Annotated in this window: 5 protein-coding genes; 3 read left to right on the forward strand and 2 right to left on the reverse strand. The window is 39.9% G+C overall.

The window, feature by feature from the left end:
- Positions 1 to 875: 875 nt before the first annotated feature.
- Entirely contained in the window at positions 876 to 9,266 is an 8,391-nt protein-coding gene (locus CKF54_RS06695) for a hypothetical protein (protein ID WP_119525588.1), read from the reverse strand.
- A gap of 100 nt (positions 9,267 to 9,366) precedes the next feature.
- Positions 9,367 to 11,082: a hypothetical protein gene (locus tag CKF54_RS06700; RefSeq protein ID WP_119525589.1), complete on the reverse strand. Its 1,716-nt coding sequence runs from the start codon at positions 11,080 to 11,082 to the stop codon at positions 9,367 to 9,369.
- 2,992 nt (positions 11,083 to 14,074) lie between these two features.
- Here CKF54_RS06700 and thiI point away from each other — a divergent pair.
- From thiI to CKF54_RS06715, 3 genes are all read left to right on the forward strand, one after another.
- On the forward strand, positions 14,075 to 15,553 hold the full coding sequence (gene thiI / locus CKF54_RS06705; RefSeq protein WP_119525590.1) for a tRNA uracil 4-sulfurtransferase ThiI: 1,479 nt from the start codon (positions 14,075 to 14,077) through the stop codon (positions 15,551 to 15,553).
- A gap of 135 nt (positions 15,554 to 15,688) precedes the next feature.
- Positions 15,689 to 16,438 carry a 16S rRNA (uracil(1498)-N(3))-methyltransferase gene (locus CKF54_RS06710; protein ID WP_119525591.1) on the forward strand — a complete coding sequence of 250 codons (750 nt, stop codon included), beginning with the start codon at positions 15,689 to 15,691 and terminating at the stop codon, positions 16,436 to 16,438.
- Positions 16,439 to 16,499: 61 nt separating this feature from the next.
- The coding region (locus tag CKF54_RS06715) for a hypothetical protein (RefSeq protein WP_147396836.1) at positions 16,500 to 24,080 on the forward strand (7,581 nt) is incomplete at its 3' end.

Raw genomic sequence — 24,080 nt, forward strand, 5'->3', positions numbered from 1 at the left:
TAGGGTGCTGGTTAGGTGCTCATAATAAAGGGTACTTATAGGTATGCTTAGGTAAAACGTACTACTTAAGTGTAATAAGGTAAAAAGTAAAACAAATACCAAGCATTGTGGTTAGAGAGTAAATTAGAGGGGATAAATTAGTTAAGTAGGTGAAGAAGATCAGGCTTAGCAAGCGTTGATGAGATGTAGAGGGGTTAATTTTTTAAAGTCTTAGATATGCTAAGACTAACAAAAGAGAACAAACCTCTTTACATTCTCTACATGCCCCGTTTTCTACTTTAACATCTGCGCAGTTTATTTCTTAGGCAATAACCAAGTGAAAATGCAACAGTGAAACTCAGGTTTTTAAGACCTGAGTTTTTTTCTGTTTTGTTTGTGCCTGTACTCGTGGTGCTACTCTTGTCTTTTGTGCTCTGAGGTTCTACTCTTGTCTCTTGTGCTGTGTTACTTTTGTTTCTGTGCTCCTAAGTGCTCTTCTTGTGTTCTTCTTGTATTCTTCTTGTGTTCTTCTTGTATTCTTCTTGTGTTCTTCTTGTGTTCTTCTTGTGTTCTTCTTGTGTTCTTAGGTGCTTTTAGTAGGGATTCCCGAAATTGATCATTTTCTTCTAAATAAATTACTAAATAACATTAGGTTATCTCGATTTCTAGCAGGGCATACTACCCTTCTTTAAATCGATTGTTGACTTAATCTAAAGGTAAGAAATTTAATAATATTTAATCATTAGCTTCTTCTTTGTTCGGGAATCCCTATTTTAGGTGCTCTTAGGTGCTCTTAGTAGAAACAAAAATATGGCTCCCAATTGCTTGGGAGCCATATAAGTATTTTTACGTTTATTATAGTAGTTAGTTTAACTAGTTAAGCAGTAACTTACTAACTACTTGCTTTTGTTACCTTTGTTGTTGCTAGGGTAAACTTTACGTAAGTAAGCAAAGTAAGGATACCAATCAGTAGTTTCAAGTAAATCCAAGCTTTGTTCACGTGCCAGAGCAAGAGAGTTACAGATTTCACTTGCTTGGTGATTGTGGGCTAAGTAAATAAACTCAGCTGGGAATGGATTTTTATTACGATTGTCTTTGTCCCAAGCTTTTACTTGCTCTTTATCTGCTACAAGGTAGAGGTAAGGAGCTTTAGTTAAGCTTGGATCACTAGCAACCACTGCTTCAAATAAGCGTTGATCAGCAACCAGCATAACTTTGAGCTCGGTGAACTTGTAGTAGAGATGTTTAAAGAGCTCTACCAGATCACACAGCGGTAGTTGCTGGTGCTCTTGGTTTACCTTGCTTAAATTATGCATAAGCACTTGAGCAGTTAAGTGGTAACTTTGACTAAGGTCTTTGAGGTTAAACTTCCAGTAAGGTTTTAACCCTGTTGCTTGGTAAATTTCAGTTAAGCTAACTTCACCTTGTTGGTTAAACTTAGCTAACAGAGCTTTAAGATCAGGATTTACTTTACCAAGATTAAAGGTGTTGCCTCTAATACGTTGTAAGTACTTACTGTTGTTATTACCTATAGTAACCTTATCTACCGGTAATGGGAACTGATAGTGTTGTGAAGTTACTGTTCCTAAAGTAATTAGTTCTTCACTGGTTGGTTCCCCTTTCCATCCTAAAGTTGGTGCTAAACTTTGCTTATCAAACGCAAACTCTTGATAAGTTTCACTTGGATAAGCAAGACTTGCTTGGCGTTCACGCTCTAGGCTGTCAAAGTCCACATCGTCAAAGCAGTCATTGTCAAAGTCATCTTTGTTAACCTTGCCATTAACGTTTGTATTTACGCTAGCGTTTGCGTCAACGTCAATGATTGTACGTGTGCTTTGCTCATGCTCTGCTTGTCCAAAGAGCTCTTGCACTTGTGCCGGAGTTAATCTGCTTAAGTTCGGCACAGCTTCTTGATTACGATGCTCTTGCATTTTGAACACAGTGTTGAGAGTATCAAACTGGGCTTTAACTTCAGCTTTGTAATCTTGTGCCAGTTCTTCTTGAGCTAAGTCTTGGAGAAGTTTTTCGCGGTAGAAGTATACCGGAGTTAGACGCGAATAGTCTACGCCGATGTGGTGGAAGTTTAATTCACGTTCATAGGCGATATAAGACTTGTCGGTATTTTCCTGGTATAAACCAGCTAATTCCAGTTTGTGGTGGATCTTAGCTAGTTGTTCTCCGCTTAAAGTATCTAGACTTTGCTGGAAGAGTAACCAGTGTAAACGATCATTAACTAAGTCCTGACTTCTTGGTGGCGCAATTACCGGTGCTTGCGTTACTTCGCGACTAATAAAGTCGCGTAACTTGTCACTTTCAAATTGCACTGAATAGAACGGAGCTTTAGTTAAGGTTACACGCCAGTGTGATAAAGATTCAAATGGTAGAGTAACTAAAGAGGTTACCGCTGGCGGTAAGTCTTTATACTCTTGTAATGCATCGCTTTGTTGCATTACCGCATTGAATACTTTTTGTACCATTAATTGCGCATGTGCTTTAAAGGTAGCAATAAGTTCGCTATGATCACGTCCCATAAAGCTACTTTCTTCGCTAGTTGCGTACACTAAGTGAAGTGGACGGCTAGGTAAGTACACTGCTTGTTCAAGTTGAGTACTTGCATTAATGCGAATTAAGTTACGGGCAATTTCACGCTCGGCATAAGTGCGACTTAACAGCAGTTTAAATAGTTCACGACCATAAGATTTAAACAGTGACGTTGGTGTTAAATCTTGGGCATAACTAGTTACTGGTGAATAGTCGAACTTAATTGGCAATGGACGACCTTTTTTGCCATGAATTACAAACTCATGATCTTGGTACCAAAGTTTTTGTAAACTACCAATTTGTGGAACATTTAACATTAATGGCCAGCTTGGATCAGGCAGTTTAATGTTATGCACTGCAAAAGGCATATACAGAGGTAAACGATAGAAACGCGGTAGCGTATCGTTTTGCTCCAAGAGGGTCATCTTGTTCATTGCCAACCAGTAGAGGTTATACGCCCCTAGCGCTGGTTGATAAGCAAAGCCAGCTTTGTGCATGAAAGTATTGTACTCTGGTACAGTGCGTGGCAATCTATCTTGTGGTGTAAATGGATAGATAAAGTCATGCACTAAAGCCGCTTCCAAGAGCTTAGCTGGTAAAAACTCATTTGGCACTGGCACAATATGCTCTGAAGCTTCGAATTTTTGTTGTTCAAGGGCTTCTGGAGCAAGAATAACATAAGGCTGTTGGGTTTGTGTTTCTAGCTCAAAGTAGATATCTTTACCACGACGCGTTAGATAACGATCACCACGCAGTACTCCTTTAAATAACAGGTAACCCGGATCTAGAGTAAGCGTAATTGAACGTGAAGTCATAGCATCACGATTTACACTTTGATAGTTGTACGCTAAATGATAGTAAGCATTGTTGAGGTGTTGGTTAACTTCAACAAGGCTAGCGTTGTTTTGACTAACAATGTGCTCTTCTTGATCAAGGCTATAACCAAGGTATGTAGCAAATGCTTGCTGATCTGGCGAAGTGAGTACATGCGCAGTATGCGCGTAGGCACGGAGTAAGTGCTCTGGGATAGTGTACTCGAGACTTAACCAAGCAGCGCGGTTGAGTTTAAGATCACGACGAGCAAACTCAAGCGCTTTATTTAGCTGTTGCTCCATTAACTCAAGGTTATAGAGAGGTGTCGCTAATAACTGTGGCATGATCTTGAAGTAGAGATACGCCACAAAGTTATTGGCAAAACCTTGCTCAATACTTGCTTTGTTTAATAAGCCTGTAGTTAACGGAGAACTTGCGAGAATTTTTTCAAGCTCGTGCTCTTTTAACCCCACCTGTTGCCAGAGGTATAGTAGTTGCGCTTTAGCGCTATTGAGATCAAGTTCTCCGGTTAGGGTCGGAACTTTAAACTCATCTTGCCCTTTATTTGGGTTAAAGATGTTAAAGCGACTAAATAAACCATCTACTAAAGCATCCTCACCCTGGTAACCCACAGCCGGACGATACAGATTTGGCGAGTCAGCAAACACCGCACTTGGGTGCTGACTAAAGAGACGTAAAGCTAAACCTGTGTCTGCTTTAGTTTGCAACTGCTTAATTAAAGCTTGACGCCATTGTAAGGCATACTCGGTGGTAGTTTTACCCGGAGCGAACATACTTTGCGTTAAAGACTGCTCAAGTTGGAACTTAGCAGAGTTGAGTAGTTGACGCGTTTGTTTGCCGAGTACTTTGCTAAGGTTGCGCCATAAGGCTGGTGCATTTGCTAGGGCAAATTGCTCATAACTTGGGTGGGCAAGTAACTCTTTAGAGGCTGGAGCAAAGTTTGTAAAACTGAGCTCTTTGCTTGCCTCTCTACTAGTACTTGCTTCCTTGTTTGCCTCTTTGCTACTAACTTTAGTTAGCTTACTAGCTGCGCGCATGGAAATTAGCGGGTAACTTGCACTTGGTGCTAGTTTAACCCCACCACTTAGGTAAGCACTAAAGCCAGCTACGTCTTTGATCTCTAGACCTTTGGCTTGTTCAAGGGCTACCGAGCTATCTGGGTTTAAGAAAGTTCCAGCTTGCTCTTGGGCTTTTAAGTTAGCATCTTGCTTACTTGCAAGGTTAGCTTGCCATAAAGCTGCGCCGTCTAAGTTCGCAATAATCGTTTGCGCGACTTCTACTTGCTCTGCCGTTAAGTCTTTTACCAGACTTGCGAGCTTGTGTGGTACACCTTTGTCGGTTAGAGTTAGTAACCAAGTTAAGTTGTGCTCTTGGGCTAACTCTTGAACTTGCGCTTGGTTTAAGCTCACTTGCTCGCGGTAAGCGAGAATACGACCGCGCTCAAGCATGCTTGCCATGCCTTTTTCATCAAACTCGGCAAGGGTTGCTAGCGCTTGCTCAAGCTCAAGATCCGGCATAATGCGCGGAAGCATTTGTCCGAGGCTTACTTGGTAGCGTTTGAGCTCTTTACTTGAGAGCTCGTAAGCTTCTTGTACTGCTGGTTCAAGCGCTTTTAAGAACAGAGATAAGTTGATCTTATCTAAGTTAGTTTGGATAAAGTCAAGGTTATCTTGTCCAAGTAAGTGGTAGATAAACCAAAGTTCAAGGGTACTTGGATTAACTGCATAAGTTAAAAGTTTAGAAGCGCTGTTGTATTGTTTAAGAGCTTCTTGGTAATCTTGCGCAGTTAAAGGTACACGCCATTTTTGTAATGGTGACTCTAAGTCCTTTTCTAATTGCGTTGCTTGATGGGCAACAGGAATTGGTACTAAGACCAAGTTACCTTCACGTGCACTATATTGCTCCCCAAGTTTTGGTAAAGCAAAAGCTTCTCTTACGCGTTCACTAATAAAACTTAGTTTGTCATCTAACTCTTGTCCTAGACTAGTGAAAAAGCCATCAGTTGAGGTTTTACTAGAGAGGAACACACTGTTAGTTAGAGTTAAATCTAAGTGTAAACGCTCGTAGAACTCTTCTAAGTGCTGGTAGTTAGTGAAAACATCAGAGGCATTGCGTACTAGCGGTAAAGGCTCGTAAGCAAATAACTCGATATTGTTACGATGCTCAAGCATGTTCATTAATGGATCAGCATCGTAAGTGTACACTTGTGGATCAAGGGTTGCTGAAGCAATATACTGCCAGCTATTAGTTGGCAGGTTATAGCTTTGCAATACTGCCTTGCTCTTAAAGCGACGTTTGAGATCAGGTTGAGCTTGCTCAAGCTTATCCAGACGACTAGTTTTGTTTGCCAGAGTTTTGGCTTTAAACTTGCTTGCTTTGCTGGTAGTAACTTCTTGAGCAAAGACATCAAGATACAGAGGCGTTAACTCTGGTAATAAAGTCGCTAGATGTGGCTCTACTTTTAAAGCTTGGTTAATGTTCTCGAGGGTTACACGGACAAAGTAGCTAACATTACCAGGGTGAGCTTCTTGACGGAACTCATATAACGACATGTTGAGAGAAACATAACGTGTACGGTTATACAGAGTTTTCATTAAGAGGCTTTCGTAGCTTTGACGTACAGGTAGAGAGCGGTAAATCTCAAGAAGTTGCTGATGAGTAACTGCTTGGAGTTGGTAAGCATTTCCTGTACGTAAGTACGGATACTCAATGCTATTTAACGCATTAGTACTTATGTTGTATGCGGTAAAACCTAAAGCATTGTAACTAAGCACATGCGTTTGACGTTTGAGACGATTTTTTGCACGGAAAAAGTCCCAAGTTAAGTCTGAACGAGTTTCAAGCCACAGATCAAGCGGACGACGAGCGAAGTTAACTTGAGTAAGAGCAAGTTTGTCCTCCATGCTTGGATAAGGTAAGCTCTCTTCGCGCTCCATTTCCTTGATAAGGTCATGAGCAGGATCTGCTACAGTTGCAACCTTATCGTCATTTGCTTGGCTATTAGATACTTGGCTATGAGATGCTTGGGTATTAGTGTTAGAGCTGTCTATTTCGTCTGCTTCTACTTCTCTCTCCACTTCTTCAACTGCCGAAGCTTCACCGCTTCTCTTCAGAGCCAGAGCTTCTTCAAAAGCTTTTCTGAGGAATTCGAATTCTTCAGGAGAGATTGCTAGCTCTTCAGCCTCATCATCTTCCTCATCATCTTCCTCATCATCTTCCCCATTTACATGAGCAGCAAAGCTTGCTGGTGCTTTACTTTTATCCGCAGGCTCTGCAGGAGCTTTAGTAAAGCTTTCAAGAGAACGCATGTGCGCTTTACTTGCAACTTCTTCAGTCGCTTCTTCAGAAAGACCAAGATAGTCACTTTCTTGTACTCCAGGAAGGATAGCTCGCACTACTTCAGGATCGGTACTCATGGCAAAAGCAGTAATTAACTGTACTCCCGGCACGATATTTGCCGTTAGTTTAGGTTCTATGCTCTGCTTTCTAGCTTTGGCAATCTCGTCCTTATCAAAGATTTCCTCGAGTTGCTCTGGGAACATAAACATGTTCTCAATAGATTCTAGATCTACACCAAACTCTTCGATAATCTTGGTTAAAAGCAGTTTGCTTTTATCTGCCGTTAAGTAATTGTCCGGATTGAGATCATTACCATGCTCATCTTTAAAACCGTGCATAAAGAGGAGATGGTAGAAAGCTTCCATTCTCTCTTCTTCGGTTACTAGTTGAGTAAAGCTATTGTCGTTAATGCTAGTATGCACCCCAACTTCTGGAGTAAAGCTAGCTCCGTCATCAAGGTTATATACTTGCTCTTTGTCAGCTTTACTTTTAGCTTTGCTTGCTTTTTTCTTGCTAGCTGAAGTTGTGCTTTCCTCTGAAGTTTTTGCAACTTGATCTTTGCTAGAGGTAGAAGTAGCGTCAGAGCTTGCTTTATCGCTAGATGTTTGACTATCAGCTTGGCTAGTTGCAAGAATTTGCCACGCATTGGTTCCTTGGTTAAGCTGCGGAGGCGCAATTAACGTAGGGTTAAAGTCATCAGCTCCGTTTTGGTTTTGAGCTTGACCTTGAGCTTGCTTAGTAGAGCTACCCTTACCTGCTTGTCCTAAAGCTGAGCTCTCTTTTTGTCCTTCGAGGGCAAAAAGAGACGCAAGGGCTTCTAAAGCACCGATTTCGATTGCTTCTTCTGTAGGAACAAACTGCGCATGTTGGGCGTCCTTAACAAGGAACTCTGGCACGAGGTATTTTGCCATGCTCGCATTTACGAGAACTGTACGATAGATAATTTGCTCGTAAGCTAGTGGGGTCGTATCTTCTAAGTGCACCGGTAAGTTAGTTGGTGTCACCGTATGGTCAGCCTGCATGAGGCGGTACTTTTCAAGAAGAATACGTTGTTTTGCACTAACAGTTAAGGCAACTGGCGCTGCTGGGTTTAAGTAAGAGTAAGAGCTACGTAAACTTGGGTGGTTATACTCCCCAAATAAACGTCCATACACAGCCACCATAAATGGGTTTACTAGGTAGTATGGTTGATCAAACTTCCCAGTAGCTACTAAACTCGAGTCATAGTGACTCTCAAACATTTGTGAGAGACTAAAAGAGTTACTACGTCTTTTTACTTGCTCTGGGTCAAGATTGCTAATTGATCTTACACCTAGAGGAGCAATCCAGTTGAGATAGTGCTGATACTCCATCATGCGCACTAAGTTATTGCTGCGCTCTTGTTTTTTAGCACTCTCAAGGGCTTTATGGTAAAGGGTTGGAATAGCGTCCGCTTGGTAGTGCTCAAGGTTTGCGGTTAAATTTTGGGCAAACTTAGCTAGCACCTCGGCGTAGGCAATACGCTGGGCGCGGGTTTTGTCTTTAGGAGACAGCGCGCGTTTAAGTTGACTAAGCTCTTTGCTTACTTGCTTATGAGCAAGTTGGAGTTGCTCTTGGAGTTGACCATAAGCTTGGGCATTTAACCATGCTGAATAAGGTGTTTGACTATAGTTAGTAAACGGAAAAACTTCAGCTACAACTGCAGGGATTTCTTTATAATTACTTACTAATGGATTTTTTAACGTTGCGAGCTCCATAAAGTAGAGGTAAGAAGCAAGATCTTTGAATGCAGTGTTTTTCTGTTCTATCCCCATGAGGTAAACATCGTTTTCTTTTAACCCCGTATGTGAGAGGTAAGAAGCAATGCTTGCTGCGCCTTTGTCTTGCAACTCTTTATAAAAGAGTTGAGAGACTGCTTCATTGCCTCCACTGCGTAGTGGGTAAAAAGAATAGTAGAAGCGATCTTTCGCCAGTGCTTTCGCAAGAATTTTTTTTGCTTCAGGATTACTTTCCTCAATAAACTGTACTTGGCTTCTTTGCTCCCAACTTTGGTTATGGGCAAAGTTTTTAGTTACAGATTTATAGTTTAAGTAGAGGTCAAGGTCAGCGTTAAAGAGCTTAGGGGCAACCGCTGGATTTGGTTGAGCAGGGGTATCTGTTGGTGAAGCAAGCGCGGGGATCTTGGCAATGTTATTTGCATTACGCGCTGGGTAGTTTTGGTAAAGTTCCTCGTAAACTAAACGATAGACACTAAAGTTATATAAAGCGTCTTTTAAGTTAGGGAAAGGGATAACTTTACGGGTTGCTTCTTTAAACAGAGGTAGGTTACCCATTAGTTTGGTGTCAAAAACTTCCTGCGGAAATAGGGGATTTGCCGAGTAGTTTAACTCTGGGTTACTGCGATATCTATCTATCCCCATTTCACTAAGAAATGGCATAGAGTGCAGACGCCAGTTAGCAATGCTTTGATAGGTATAAGCATGCTTAAAATCATGTAAGTCTATGCGTGGAGATAACTCTTCCTGCAAGTGCTGGAAAGAGTTCTCTCCATGAAAAGCATAGACTTGTAATGGTTGTCTTTTGTCCTTTGTCATAAACAATTAATCAATAAATATTCTTGGCTTCAAAGGGATTTTTAAGCCTTACTATATTTTAACAATTTTTTATAAAAAAAAGAGTACCAAATTAGGTACTCTATAAGTTTTCCGGATCAATAAATGCAAATGTAAAACGGTTAATTGCTTTGCCTTCTTTAAAGGCTTCTTGTACAAGTAAAGCTACGGATGCACGACTTTGTGGTTGCGTGCAAAGGGCAATAGCTTTTTCCATACGTTCTTGCAAATCTTGAGGATTGCAAGTTTGTACACGAAGAGGTTCTTGGGTGTTAGTGCCTGTGCTTGCATTGGCATTAGTATCTGCACCAGTAGTTACACCTGAACCTGCATTTGCACTTGCACCTGTATTTTGTGCAGAAGCAACCTCTGGAGGATTAGTTTGAGAGCTTGCTTGCGCATTAGTTTGTGAACTAGCTTGCGAAGTTGTTGCACTCTTGCTCTTTGGACAAGTTGCTTGGGCACTTTCTTGCTCTAGGTCATCTTGGGCAGTTTCTTGCCAAGCGCGAAGCGCTTGCTCTTGACGAGCTTGTTGCTTATCCAAATCTGCTTGACTTAACCAGTCCGCCATAGAAATGCCATAAAAGCTTGAGTTGTTTTCTTGCGGATCAAGCACAAAAAAGTCTTGATTTAGGAGCTGTAACTTATCCCAAGTGGTTAGGGCTTGCTCTTGTTCTTTAACCCCACGTAGGTTGTTACTTGCAGTAAAAGTACGAATTTTACCCACCGGAATTGGGTAAAGAGAATCTACTTCACTGTAAGCCTCACGGTCTCGCATTTTTGCCAGATTACCAAAATCAATAAACTCATGGATATTTTGGTAAGAATGGATTTGCGGTGCTCTTTGTCCATAAGCTTGTGACCAATTGAGCATACGCTGGCGATGGATATGACCGTAGATCATGAGGTTAGCTTGGCTCATATGCGCTAAGTAAGCAGTGTAGTTTAACTCTATGTCAGCCATATCTAGGGTACTTGCTTGCCCTAGAGAAGCTTGCTCTTGGTTGCTTAGGCTTGCAGAATTACTAGAGTTGTTAGCGTTAATTGTAGCTGTTAACAGCTCTTCTTGCTGTTTACGTTTAGCTTTCGAAGCTTGTGAGATACGATTAGCGATTGCTTTTACTAAAAAAGTAGGAATGATCTTTTCGATAAAGCGAACAAAACCAGAACGGACAACACGGCGATATCTTTGGTAAGCTTCGTCAGCTAAACAAAGGTTATCTCCATGACAGAGCCAGAGGCGTAAGCCCTCTGGGTCTTGCGCTTGATCTAAAGTTTTACTCTTGTATCTTAGTTCATTAAGTAAGCTATCACGATTTGTAAAGGTATAGTTACTTAGAGTTGCAACTTGAGGATCAAGTTGGGTAAAAGTTGCAAGAGTTGCTTTGTCTCCCTCTTGGTTAATAGAGAAGTCGATTAAAGTATTTTCTGGTAAGTAAATAGCACCTATGGCTTTACAAAATTTCTTCCCGAGTAAGAAATCACGGTTACCTACCATAAAGAAGATCTCGCCTCCAGCTTCTTTAAACGCCAGAAGTTTAGCTTGGATAGGTTTAAACCAGTCAGGAATAAAATCCCCAATCCCTAGTGCTAAAAAATCCCCAAGGATAAAGAGACGAATGTGTGCTTGTAAACGGTGGTCAATGGCAAGCTGGGTTAGCTTGTCCACAAAGTTAGTAAAGAGTTGTTCTAACTCATTGGTACTTGCATCAAGATGCAGGTCACTAACAAAGAAGTTGTAGAGGGTCAGGTCATCACCTTCAATGCGAGTTAGAAATGGTAGAGTGTAATTGTCCATTGTTTGTCTGTGTTGATTGGAAAGTTAAAATTAGGGGATGGTAATAATAGGATAGCATAAAGGTCGGAGGTTTAGGGGAATTTAGTTGGAAGTTATTATAGGAGGCTAGAGGTTATAGTAGGAGGTTGTAGCGTGGGGTTAGAGAGATCGGCAGGAAAAAACCGAAACTAGGCTTCGGTTTATCAGGTTAGTTTATAGCAATTAGAATGAGCGCCTTGTAAAATTAGCGCGCAAATAGAAAACAACGTATCGCTTTTCAAAAACAGTATGTGTCTGCCGAATCTCTCTATTATAAAACTGGCGTGTGGCACCAGCTTTCCCTTTGAATTGAAAAGCGATACTAAGGGGTAAAAACCATTATGAGGTTAAACTCGTAATGGTTAAATTTAGGAGATAACAAATGTTTAAGAACGTTTATAGTTTTTTGTCGGTACTTAACCAACGGAGGAGGAAGTTAAAGGTTTGGCTTGTAGATTCAAACTTTTTAACTGTTTAGGGAAAGAGTTTAAGTAAAAAATAAAAAGAACGGATCTTCTAAAAACTTAGAAAAAAGGTAAGGGGGAATTCTTAAATATCTTTTACAAAAAAGGTTGCTTTGTTAGTAATTATTAGTTGCTTGTAGGCAACTAGTAGTAGTCGTTAAAATTTGGCTTTGTTAATTTTTTTAGTAACTTTAAGTCGGAGCTTTATTTAAAAATAGTCGGAGCTTTTATTACTTTGATAAGTTTGGAGCTTTAAAAAGTTTTGCTGGAGCTTTAAAAGTTTTGCTGGAGGTCTAGTGACTTTTTAAGTAGTCGATTTTAGTTATTTAAATAAGCTTAAAGTTTACTAGTTTTAAATTCTTAGTAGGTTTTATAAAAGGTTTTAAAGCAGATTTGTTGCCTTGTTTTATCAGTTTTGGACTGATTTATAAATTTGGGCTGTTTTATCCTTATGTCCTTTGCTGTTTTAGCTTATTAGAGGTAAAAAAGGGTTAATATTCTTTTTCTTTTCCCTTTAATAAAACCAGAAATAAAAAACATAAAGGGAGAAAGAGGAAAGAATATTAACTCTAAGAATTACATTTTTAGGACAGGGATACATGACTAAGTTTAAGAGGATTAAGTAGCGAGCTGCCACAAGCTACAAGAGAGTTTTGAGTTAATCCTGCTTAAACTTAGAAAGTACAAAATGCATACTCATAGCACCTATTTTTATAACGTGGAATTTTTTCTTCAAAGAGAATCTCTACTAAAGAAAAAGAATGAGTAATATGCCAGATTCTACCTCTTCCTCACAAATATTTCAGCCAAGTCTATGGAGGAAAAGATAGTTGAACTACAAGTATGCATATTTTAGCTTTGCCAAAAAGCTAAAATATGAAAACTTAGTGATTTTTCAATTTGAAAAAAATAAAAAAATCTGAGAGAAATAACAGTAGACTAATTTGCTTATTAAATGTTAGGCTACATCATTTAATAACACAACATTAGTACATTAAAAGAAAATCATCCCCGAATTTACTTTTAACTGACAGCTTTCGGTCAGAGGCTTATTTGCTCTATTATGTTACTTTATAGGAAGAGGAATTACAAAGTAACGCGGAAACATTTTTATTCCTGTGGAAGAGAGTAAAAACTGAAAGAGATCCTTTCGTCAATGCCAGAGAAAATTTTTCTCTGCAGTGGCACATTGATGAACTGTACAGAGGAGATAGTACAGGTAGTCAAAAAAGGCTATTTTCTGTTTCTCTTAATAAAGCAAAATGGTAAAAGCTATCCTAGCTGTTACAACTCTCGGATTTAAACTGAGAGTATCTTAGTTGTTTTAAGTAGGAATGTATAAAGAACTTTGTATGTGATTGGTCTTTATGCTTCTTAATATAAAAGGGAGTTCACAACTAAGAAAACAGATGGTTTTGACAAAACTTACTAAATGTTTAGTTGAGACAAATGAGTTTATTTATAAAAAAGATTAGTCTAAAAATTAAATTAATAAAGTGCCATTAAAAAGATAAAGAACGCAATTATTAAATTAAATATTATTTTTAATCTAAACATATTATAAAACAGAAAAAATAAAAATTATTAAAAAATGATAAAATAGAAGATATAAATTTATCAAACTGTGAAGTAGATCACACTTTTGTCTGGAGCTCAACAAAAAGAATGAGATATTTCCTAGGGAAAAGACATATAGCTTTAATATCCTCATGGTTTCGTAGGTTAAAACGAAAGTTTAACTTAGATTTACTCATATCTATATAAGTATAATCAAAAAGTTTATTATCTTTTGACTTAGAGATTATTGTGATTTATTGATATAAATAAAAATAGCATTATCTACCTTTGTTATATAAATAATTAAAAAATTGAGAAATTAACTATATTTTTCGTAGATCGTTTATTTTTATTTAGACGAGAGTGATAACAAATTACCAAGAAAGTGGCAGGTTGAGGATTGAGTAAAACTAGCTTTAAACTAGTCAAGAAAAAGGAAAGCTAGACCTAAAATCGTAATTTAAGGCAAAGGCGTTAAAAATAAAGCTAGACCTAAAATAGCAAGTTAAGGCAAAGGCTTAAAAAGAAAGCTGGGCTAAAAATAGCAAGTTAAGGCAAAGGCTTAAAAAGAAAGCTGGGCTAAAAATAGTAATTTAAGACAAAGTCGTAAAAAGAAAGCTAGGCTAAGAATAGTAATTTGGGGTACAGCTCAGGTAAAGGCGTAAAAAATAAAGCTTGACCAAAAATAGTAAGTTAAAGTAAAAGTGTAGATGGTTAAGTAAAGTCCTCCTCATTAAAGGCAAACTGCGCAAATCCTACCTCAAAGCTACATGCTCCAGCACAAGGTTTAACTTGCTCTTCAATTCATAATTCTCCCCTCCCTTTCTCCTGTGATTTCTTCGCTAAATTAGTCCAAATTCCCGCAAATTACATCAAAAAAGACGGTATAATATAGCAACTTGGAGACTAAAGTTTTGCTCCAATAATTTAGTATTAAAATTCACCGGTATATTATGTATTTACGAATTAAACTACATCCTGAGATTGTGACTAAGTCAGACTCAGTACGTAAACGTTTTGTAAAGATCCTTTCTTCGAACATTAGACAAAGTTTAAAAACTTACAACCTTGATTGTTCAATTCAACCTAACTGGGATAATATCCTAGTTAGAGCCAAATGCGAACCTACACTCTACCCTGTATTTGTCCAAATCCTCCGTCAAGTACCAGGTATCCAAAAGATCCTCAAAATCAAACTTGTTCCTTTTACTGACATGCATCAACTCTTTGAAGAAGTTTTAGAGTTAAACCGTGAGCGTTTACAAAATAAAACTTTCTGCGTGCGTGTAAAACGTAAAGGTAAGCATGAAGTGCGTTCAATTGATATTGAGCGTTATGTTGGTGGTGGGTTACGCCAACATATCGAGGGTAGTAAAGTACAACTAACTAATCCTCAAGAAACCGTACAAATTGAAATCGAAAACGATCAAGCTTTCTTAATTGAGCATGTTTTCTCTGGTTTAGGTGGCTTCCCAATTGGAACCCAAGACGCAGTATTGTCAATGATCTCTGGGGGTTATGACTCTGCGGTTTCTTCTTACCAAATGATTCGTCGTGGTTGTAAACTGCACTACCTCTTCTTTAACCTTGGTGGTCAAGAGCACGAGTATTACGTAAAACGTATTGCGCGTAAAATTTGGCAAGGTTATTCAGCTTCACACAATGTGAAGTTTGTAACCGTAGACTTCTACGACATTATGATCAATATTGCCAACGCAGTAAGCGATGGCTATACCGGCGTTTGTTTAAAACGCATGTTCTACCGTGTTGCCAATGCGATCGCTCAACGCTTACGCATTGATGGTTTAGTAACCGGTGAAGCTTTAGGGCAAGTGAGCTCGCAAACGTTAAAGAATCTTGCAGTAATTGAACAGGTAAGTGAGCGTCCAATTCTTCGTCCATTAATTGCCATGGACAAAGAAGAGATTATTCACTTAGCGCAACAAATTCAAACTGCTGAGATCTCTGCACGTGTCCAAGAGTTCTGTGGCATTATGGGGAAAAAACCTACCATTGCTGCTGACGTTAAACAGCTTGAACAAGAAGAAGCTAAACTTGATATCGACGCCTTAGTAGCAAAAGCTATTGAGACTGCCAAAGTTGAAAACATGCGTGAACTTGCACAGCAAGATCTAGCGCATATCGAAGCAACGCAATTAACTTTTGTTTCTCAACTATACAGCGACAAAGATGTAATCATTGACGTACGTGACCAAGAGACTTTTGAAAATGCAAATAACCCTTGGCCTGTACCGGCGATTAACATTCCATTCTTCCACTTAGTTGACAAGTTTGGTGACCTTGACCAAAGTAAACGCTATGTTCTTTACTGTACTAAAGGCTTATTAAGCCGTATCCAAGCAGTTAACCTTATTGAGAACGGCTATAAAAACGTTGTAGTTTTAAGTAAAGATTACAAGTTTGAACAATAGTTAGTTAAGGTTATTTACAGTAATGCGCTACTAGGGTAACTGGGTTACCTAAGTAGCGCTATTGTGAAATAGCACCATAGTGACACTACTGTGAAATAGCACTACAGTGACATAGCAATAAGGGAAATAAAAAAGATGCGTCTATATCGAACTTACCATCCACAAGTGTTAGAGGTAACTTTACCTTATACGCTTGAACTTGAAGAGGGCTCGTTTAACCACTTATGTAAAGTTCTCCGTCTTAAAGACGGAGAAACCATTCACGTCGTTGATGGCTCGGGTGGACATTACGTAGGAATGCTTGTAAACGTGAGTAAACGTAGTGCCCAAGTTGACCTGCAAGAATACGTGCAAGCTACCAACGAATCACCTCTTCATCTTCACTTAGTCCAAGGTATCTCTCGTGGTGACCGTATGGACCTCACTATTCAAAAAGCGGTTGAGCTGGGAGTTAAAGAGATTACTCCAGTATTTACCGAGAGATGTGAAGTACGCCTAAGTGGCGAGCGTTTGGAGAAAAAAATGCAACGCTGGCGTGAGATTATTATCTCAGCTTGCTTACAAAGTTATCGCGATACTATTCCGCAGTTAAATCCGGCAATAGATCTCGCAGATTTTTATAAACAAATTGCAACAAACGATCATAGTCAAGAATTGTTTGTGAACCTCAATCCTTTTGCTGGACAAAGACTAGGAGAAGTTAGTGGCTCGTACACTCGTATTAATCTTCTCATAGGTTCAGAGGGAGGATTGTCAGATAAAGAAATTGCTGATGCAACTAAAGTTGGCTTTAGTGACTATAACCTTGGTCCGCGTGTACTACGCACTGAGACCGCAGGTTTAGCAGCCATCTCGATCTTGCAAGCAGTATTAGGTGACCTTTAATCGGTAGCATTAGCTTAGGTGAAGTTATCTAACTTCAACTAAGCGCTAATCTAAGGATAATATGCGTAACTACTTAAATAAGTATTTTGTCTTTAATTACAAGGCAAGTGACTTTGCTTTACCAAGTGACAAGTACTATTTAATTTTACATAGAGTAAAGCAACCGGACAGAGATGGCGAAGCGCCATCACTAAGCGATTATCTTGGCACTACCAGCCAAGACTATCGCACGTTTTTTGATAACCGTGCCGGGTATTTAGCACTTGATCTGGGACAAAAAACTGAACATACTTTTTCGCTGAAATTAGATCCAGAGCTAGCTAAGCTCGCTGGAACTGATTTAAATAACATCCCCGTTTATTACGGGGGTGAAGTAGCTGATCTTGGCTTACTAATGTATGACAATGCTAATCAGCATACTTACTACCTTGACCGTAAGCACACTGGACGCTTTTTAACTGAGATCAAACAGTTCTTTGTTGATTACCAAGACGACTTACGTGCAGTTAACCAAGCAAGTGCGGATTTACGCGCGAGCTACCAAGAGTCTCTTGAGCGTGACTACGCTGCAGAGACCATGGAAAAGCTTAAGCTCAAGAATGACTATAGCGCTAAGTTAGCACAAAACAAACTAAAATCTTTACAACAAGGTTTACGTTTTTCCTGGCGAGAAGAGCCAGCGCAAGTAGTGCTGCGAGCTTCTTATTCGGAAGAAGAGGTGGACAACCTCATTGATGAGGTTGAAGATGAAGGGATTTTTGGGACAAGTGCAAAGGTAAGTAACAATAGTGAAAGATTACGTGCTTATCTTGAGAAATCTGACCAAGAGTTCAATGACTTCTTAGCTGCTAAGAAATTCGAAGTAGCGCAAATGCTAGGCGAAGATGATCCTGCAGGGCAAGGTAAACTAGACGAACAAATTGGTCAAGACTGGTTTAATCGTGCAATCATTGCAATTACTGACAAGAAAACTCGTGACTATGACTGGTACGAGCAATCTCAACTTGATAAAGAAGCGCAAGAAAAGCATGGTAAACGCCTTGAGCGCGCTTTACACAAAATGATCGAGCCAGGTCCTCCTACTTTAATGCAAGAGCTTGAAGTGTACCCATCGGGTGATGAAGTTTATCCATCTCTTCATCCAGAGCTGGGAAAAATCATGGCTCTGCAAAAAGCAACTTTAGAGCCATGTACACAGTATGACGAGCTCATTAATTACTTTGAGTTTGAGTACAAAGAACATGTAGCTAATGAGTTAGATAAAGTTGAAGCGCAGATTCAAAAGCAACTTCGTAAGCAAAACCACAGAGTTGATTTTGTTGATGTAATTCTTAAGGACAAAGACTATAGTCAGTCTCTAACCGAGTTATATCCCTTTGACCTGAGCCATAGCTATGAAAAGCAACTAGTTTTCTTAACAGACCTACAAGCAGTTATTCAAAGTCTTCCTCCAAGAAAAGGCTATGTTAATGTCCACAAGCATGCTTGTCGTGAGTTAGAGAAAATTGCCGCTAGCTTTTGGAAGAAAAACGTTAACGACAAAGAGTTCCAAACTCTGGTGCAAAAATTCTTATCTTCACTGCAAAGTGCTATTAGCTCAGACAGCTTTGTCCATCGAATGGCAACAGACGATAGCTTAAAAGAGTGGAAAAGAGTTTACAAAAAAGAGTTTATTAGCCCAGAGAAATTAGCGCATAAACTGCAAATTCCGTACCAACAGTGGTTTACCGCGCCAACAGAACTAACAACTTGGGATTACCTTGGAGCTCTGTTAGGGGCAGATAGTCGTGTCGATAATGCCTTTACCGCTCTGACTAAAGCATTTGTCCGTAAGAAAAAGCTTGATGAAAGCGATTGGCATATGCTAACTCCAGGACATCTGCAAGGCTACTTTGCTGAGATCATGGGTCTTGACTATATTGAAGATCTAGATCTCTACTACCGTGTCCTTGGTAGCGTTGCTCCAGGCAGAGAAGCCAAAGTTTTTATCAACAATTTAAAAGTTTTACAGCTCAAACTAGAAAAACTGTTTTTACGCAAATACAAGTTTAGACGTCAGTTGTTTGCCAATGTTGGTAAAAGCCAATTCCAACAAGCTGAAAGTATTAATGAAAGTGCGCTTAGCCTCCACACAGGGAAAGCTACGCCAAAATATACTTCTAAAGCCTTTAAACAACTGCTTGAAGAACTTGAAGGACCTTTAGCTCAAGCTGGTACAGAAGCAGGCGAACAAGCTGGTAATCAAGCGGGTGAACAAGCAGGCAAGCAAGCTGGTAAAGAAATAGAAAGTGCTGCCCAACTACTTAATGCCAAAATCGACAAAGAAAACTTTGTTGAGCATCAAGTGTTTACCGAGATCTTCAAAGAGATCCTTGAAGAAAAAGGGGATATAGATCCGCGAGCTATGGCAAATGTGCATAACATTTACCATTCTTATCTTGCGGACAAAGAAAACACGCCAGAGTTTGCTTTCTATATCGACTATATTACCCTGCAGTTTGCTTTAGGTTACTTAAGTATCGATGAATACTTTTTAGCGCGTTTACGCGGCTTAGAAGTAATGCATGCACTGCGCAAAGTAAACCGTGAAGTGCGTCAACTCGAGCAAAATTACGACATTCCAGATCTTGGTAGTGTGGTAATGCAAAAATATGCTGCCCAACTCGAAGATTACGCCACTGACACTAACTCAATCATTACTTTCCCGCAAGAGCAACTCGAAGTGCTCAGCAACGCTTACCTTGATGAACGTGTAAAACCACTAGTAAACACGGTTTATCAAACTTTTAAAGCAGCGGGGTTAATTGGTAAAACCTTGGCAGAGGCGGTTAAGCTGGTAAGTGCACCAGAGGTTGCAGATAAAGAGCCAGAGTTTACCTTTGGTGGGGTAAAAGTAAAACTGTCAGCACTTGTTAAGGACAAACTAGTTAACGCAGACGAGGTTGAAGAGAACTACCATATCCCGCAAAGTGCAGAGTTTAGTCAAGAGCGTCAAGCGCTTGAAAGCCAAGCGCAAGCTGAGCGTAAGTACAGCAAGGGCAATAGTAAATTCAACCATGTTCATGTTGAAAAACAACTAGCAACCTTAAATACTAAGCGTAAAGAAGTTATTGACTTTAACTTTATTGTGCAAAATGTGCAAAAACTGTTAACGCTGCAAGCCGAGCATCAGTTTGCGTGCAAACTGGCAGCGCGCAGTGCCCGTGCATGGCATGAGTTACGTAAAGACAAAACTAAGTTCTTAATTCCAGAGAACTATGCTTTACCTCTAGTATTTGACAAGTATCGTTTAGCTGACCTAGTTAACTTCGATGATTTAAAACGCTTAGAGTTTAAAATCTACGTGGGGACTGATATTGTTTTCTATCGTCCAGTATCACAAGAAGATAGTGCGCGCGTAGGACGCGCGAACAATAAGTTCTCGTACACGCGTGTTTTACCTAAGCTTCTAGCCGTACCTATGTACGAGCGTGCTCTTTTTGACAATAATCTGTCAGAACTTGCTAATTATCAAGTGACCGAAGAGCCAAAACCTCTTAGTCTGGTAGTTAACCTGCAAGATAATGTCTTTGCTAAGTTCTTTGCAAGTAGTATCTGGCAACATGAGCAACCTACTTATTACAAAGTACAAGTAGACTACTCGCTTGAACCAGCAAAAGATTATGGAGCTCAAGCAAATATTCCTTGGGTTTTACTGCACCAGTTAATTGAGAAAGCAACGCCAACACACGAGGGACATATTGCTATCTATAGATTCTTGATAGATATGCACTTCAACAGCAAAGAGAAGCATGAGAAGTTAGGAGTTCCGCATTTTAACCAAAGCTTAAAAGCTAAAGAAGCTAAAGAAGCTAAAGGCAAAGCTCCTGCAAGTAAAGCTAAACAAGCTAAAGGTAAACAGGCAGCTGCTACCCGTGAGTTTCCGTACCTTGGGAATAGCGAAGAAATTAGTTATGCTGCTTTCTTCCAGCAAGCAATTATTCAGTATGCTGTACAGCATAAAATTCCATTTAAGCCGTACAAAACTGTAAGCACGGAAATCTTTGCCGAGCTCATGCGTAGCTTTACCCAACTTCTTACTCCGCATTTAAAAGAGTTAAATGAGAGAGTAGTACCAGTAAACTACCATGCCCAACTTGAACAGCTTGAAAAACTACTGCAAGCATTACAAGGGGAAGAGAGCCTAGAAGTTGATCCAGCTTACACTGTGGCTTATACCAAGGAAACTACCGCTATTTCGCCACCAAACTTTGCTGTGCCGAACTATGCAGAGTTAGCTTTTAATCAAGAGCGTGCAACGGGGCAGTTCCATGACTTAATGGCAGTGCTTTATATTGCCAATGATTACAGTAACACTCGTAAACGCCTCAATAGTTGGGCAGTAAGACGTAATAGTAATCTCTTACGTAATAAAGAGCAGTTGTTGCAAAATGATAAAGAAGTGTGGATAAACTTCCGTCAAGCTTTTATGCGCGGTGGGGCTAAAGCCTATGCGCTTAGACAGCTCCTTGAAGGTAAAGAAAGTATTCTTCTTTCTGCAGCTGACAGTAAGTTTAATTCCGAAGTTGGTAGTACACCAATCTTTGATCTGCAAGAGCGTGCCAATGACTTCTATGAAAAATCTTTTAAACTAGATAGCAGTAGAAAAAATAGTTTAAAAGAGTGCATTTCACAGGCAATGAGTGACTTTAACCTTGTGGTTAATGAACTCCTAGCGGTCAATGATTTTAGAGCAAGCGTAGATGACTTCCTTGCGACCGTTAACCATGTTAACCTCGCAAAAATGCAGCACTACGCTGATGCTTACTTGTATTTACAAAATCCAGCCGCTGCGATTAAGCAAATTCTCACCGACTTTAAAGAGAAAAACAAAGAACGCTTAATTAAACTCAAAGTAATCAAACGTAACTTAAATCCAAAAGTTGATGCTTCAACTTTATATGTGGAGCAACAACAAAGCGCGATGATGCAAGAGGCGTTTGAGCTCGAGTTAGATTGGTGTAAAGATCTTGCACGCGTTTTAAGTGTAAGTCCTGGTACCCAAGTAATTAACCAGATCTTTGAAGAGGTAACGCCTCACTTCCATTTAAGTCTGCTTGAGTATGTTTACAAGTACATTCATCGTAATCGCAAAAGCTTAGAAACTGCCCAAGACCTCAAAAATGCGTGGCTTAAACGTACTAAACAAACGTTACAGCTACCAGCAGTTGAGGGTAATGTTTACGAGGGGCAAGTTGATTTTGACAAATACCAAGCGCTATTACAAGTTGTAGAGCAAGGTCAAGCCTTTATTCAAGGGAACCCTCTGGCTGCAAGTGTTTTAAATGTTACCGGTGCTAGTGGACAAGGTACTAAAGGTATTAAAGGGTCTAGTGGCAAAGGTACAAGCAAAGAGGGCGAGGGCAAAGAGTTAGCTCCACTTGAGCCTTTACCGCGCGTAAGTAGACGTAAACGTGTAGAGATGACTTATCGTCAACGTGTTGAAGATGAGTTCTTTAAACAAACTCCAGCACGTGTATATCGTCGTATCTACAACGACGCTATGAATAACCTCGATGACTTCTTATTAAAACAAGCAGTTAACGAGTTAAGCGACTACTATGAGCAAATTAAGTTCTCCGTGCGTAACTTCCGTAAGCTCAAATACGAGCATGTGCGTAAAGTACTTGAAGATCCTGCGCTCTACCAACGCCTAGCTGCGCGCTATCCATTGCTCCCAGCTAAAGCGCTCATTGATCTTTTTGCCCGTCAGATAGTGCAACAAAAATTCCAGTTCCGCCGTTTAATTCGTATAAATGGCATTACCGGACGTAAAGGGGTTGACTATTACCACATGCATCAAGAGCAAGACTCTAAGCAAATAGATCTAATCCAAGATCTAGTTGGTGCTTGCTTTATCTTAAAAGCACGTGGTTTTACTCCACGCATGGCAGTAAACGGCATGCACACTTTATCGCAAATGCTTGATGCTCGCATTGCTCGTAATAAAGAAAGAGACAATGCTAAGTATGAAGTTAAAGAACGTACCGATTATTCGGACGCAGAGCGTTTTAATCTGCGTACTAAGTTCTTGGCAGATAAAGAGTACAATCCGCTGGCAGATCAGGGCATGGTTATAGCTAACGATCGTCCATACTTTGCTTCTGAAGATGATTGTGAAGAGTTTGTTGACCATGTGGCTAAACAAGCACTCACAGGTCGCGAGGAAGAGCTAGATCCTGAACTAGCTGCGCGTTTACCGCAAGCTCTAGTGCATGAGGTTGAAGGTGTAATTCCAGAAGCAAATTCTTTATTTGACATCCTCGTGAGCGAAGCTAACGATCGTAACTTTGTCAACTACTCAATCCTTTCTCAAGAAGAAGAGATAGCTTTACGTAAAAAACTATACGCACGTATTGTTGAAGGTAACCTGCAAGATCTCTTTAAACTAGAAACTTGGGAAGAGATCCAAATAGACAAAGCCAAAAAAGCTAGTCGCCAAGCTCTTGAGCAAAAACGTACTGCTTACTTTGCCCAAGTAGCAGAACAAAGACGTGCCATCCAGCAAGAAGCCCATGCCTTTTTACAATTAAAAGAGCAAGCTTCGCAAAAAACTCTGGATAAGGTTAAAGATGATACCCTAGCCCAAGGTAAACTCTCTGCAGAGCAAGTTTCGACTTTAACTCGTGAGCCTGGAATTAAACTACCTCCAGTTACGCATGAGGTTGGGGTTACCGAGTTATACGAGCTGGTAAGAATGGAGCAAGCGCTTGAAGCTCAGGTACAAGTAAATGAAACTAATAAATTTACTTTACCTAAACCGAGTTTACAAGATAAGTCTCTGAGCGAGCAAATCATGCAGGTCAAAGATCAAATTAATGAGTATCAAGAGTTATCTTTATACCAAAGAGATCTTGCTCTGCGTGCTACCGAAGCAAATCTAAGTAAACTTGGACGCTACCATGAGTTTGTTAAAGATGTCCCTAACCTTGACCTCTTTGATATCCTTTCTCCAGAAGCTGATCTTGTCGCTAAAGTGCAAGAGAAAATCCAAAAACTTGCACCAAAAGGTGCAACTGGAGCTAAAGTTGTTCCGGCGCCAATGGTGGGTTCTGCGGGACAATTGCCAGTGGTAAATCAGTATCTTGGAGTAATAGCTTCGGGAGATAACTCTAGTCAAGATCTATCTAGCCAAGAGCTAACTGAGATGCTTAGCAAAGAGTTAGATCGACTTGCTAACAACTCAACCGGAGATGATGCGCACCTAAGCTCGAAGCAAACTTCAAGCAAAGGGCGTAATAGCCAAGCGCAAAGCAAAGGTAAACCTCAGCGTGGTTATCTCGGAGCGGTTAAAGGTGAGCTCTTTAAAATCCATTATCGTGGAACCGTTGACTTTGATTGGTACTATAACTTCTCTTTAAATAGAGAGAAAAGGTTTACTAATCAGGTAGAGCAATCGTTAGCTGATACGATTTTTGAGTACTATTGGAATCTTGAGCAAGAAGCTGAAGTTGAACCTTTAAGTCAACAACAGCTAATTGAGATCTTTGACCGTATTGTGGGACAAAACTTAAATAGCCAAGAGGCTACCAAAGCAGAGGACAATACAGAAAAATCTCAAGCTCAAACTCAAGAACAAACTCAAGAGCAAACTCAAGAGCAA

The organism is Psittacicella hinzii (assembly GCF_003585885.1).
GTDB lineage: Bacteria > Pseudomonadota > Gammaproteobacteria > Enterobacterales > Psittacicellaceae > Psittacicella.

What these genes read in the sequence shown, in the direction of transcription:
- CKF54_RS06695 (WP_119525588.1), bottom strand. Translation starts at nt 9,266, where the DNA reads ATGACAAAGGACAAAAGACAACCATTACAAGTCTATGCTTTTCATGGA.
- CKF54_RS06700 (WP_119525589.1), bottom strand. Translation starts at nt 11,082, where the DNA reads ATGGACAATTACACTCTACCATTTCTAACTCGCATTGAAGGTGATGAC.
- thiI (WP_119525590.1), top strand. Translation starts at nt 14,075, where the DNA reads ATGTATTTACGAATTAAACTACATCCTGAGATTGTGACTAAGTCAGAC.
- CKF54_RS06710 (WP_119525591.1), top strand. Translation starts at nt 15,689, where the DNA reads ATGCGTCTATATCGAACTTACCATCCACAAGTGTTAGAGGTAACTTTA.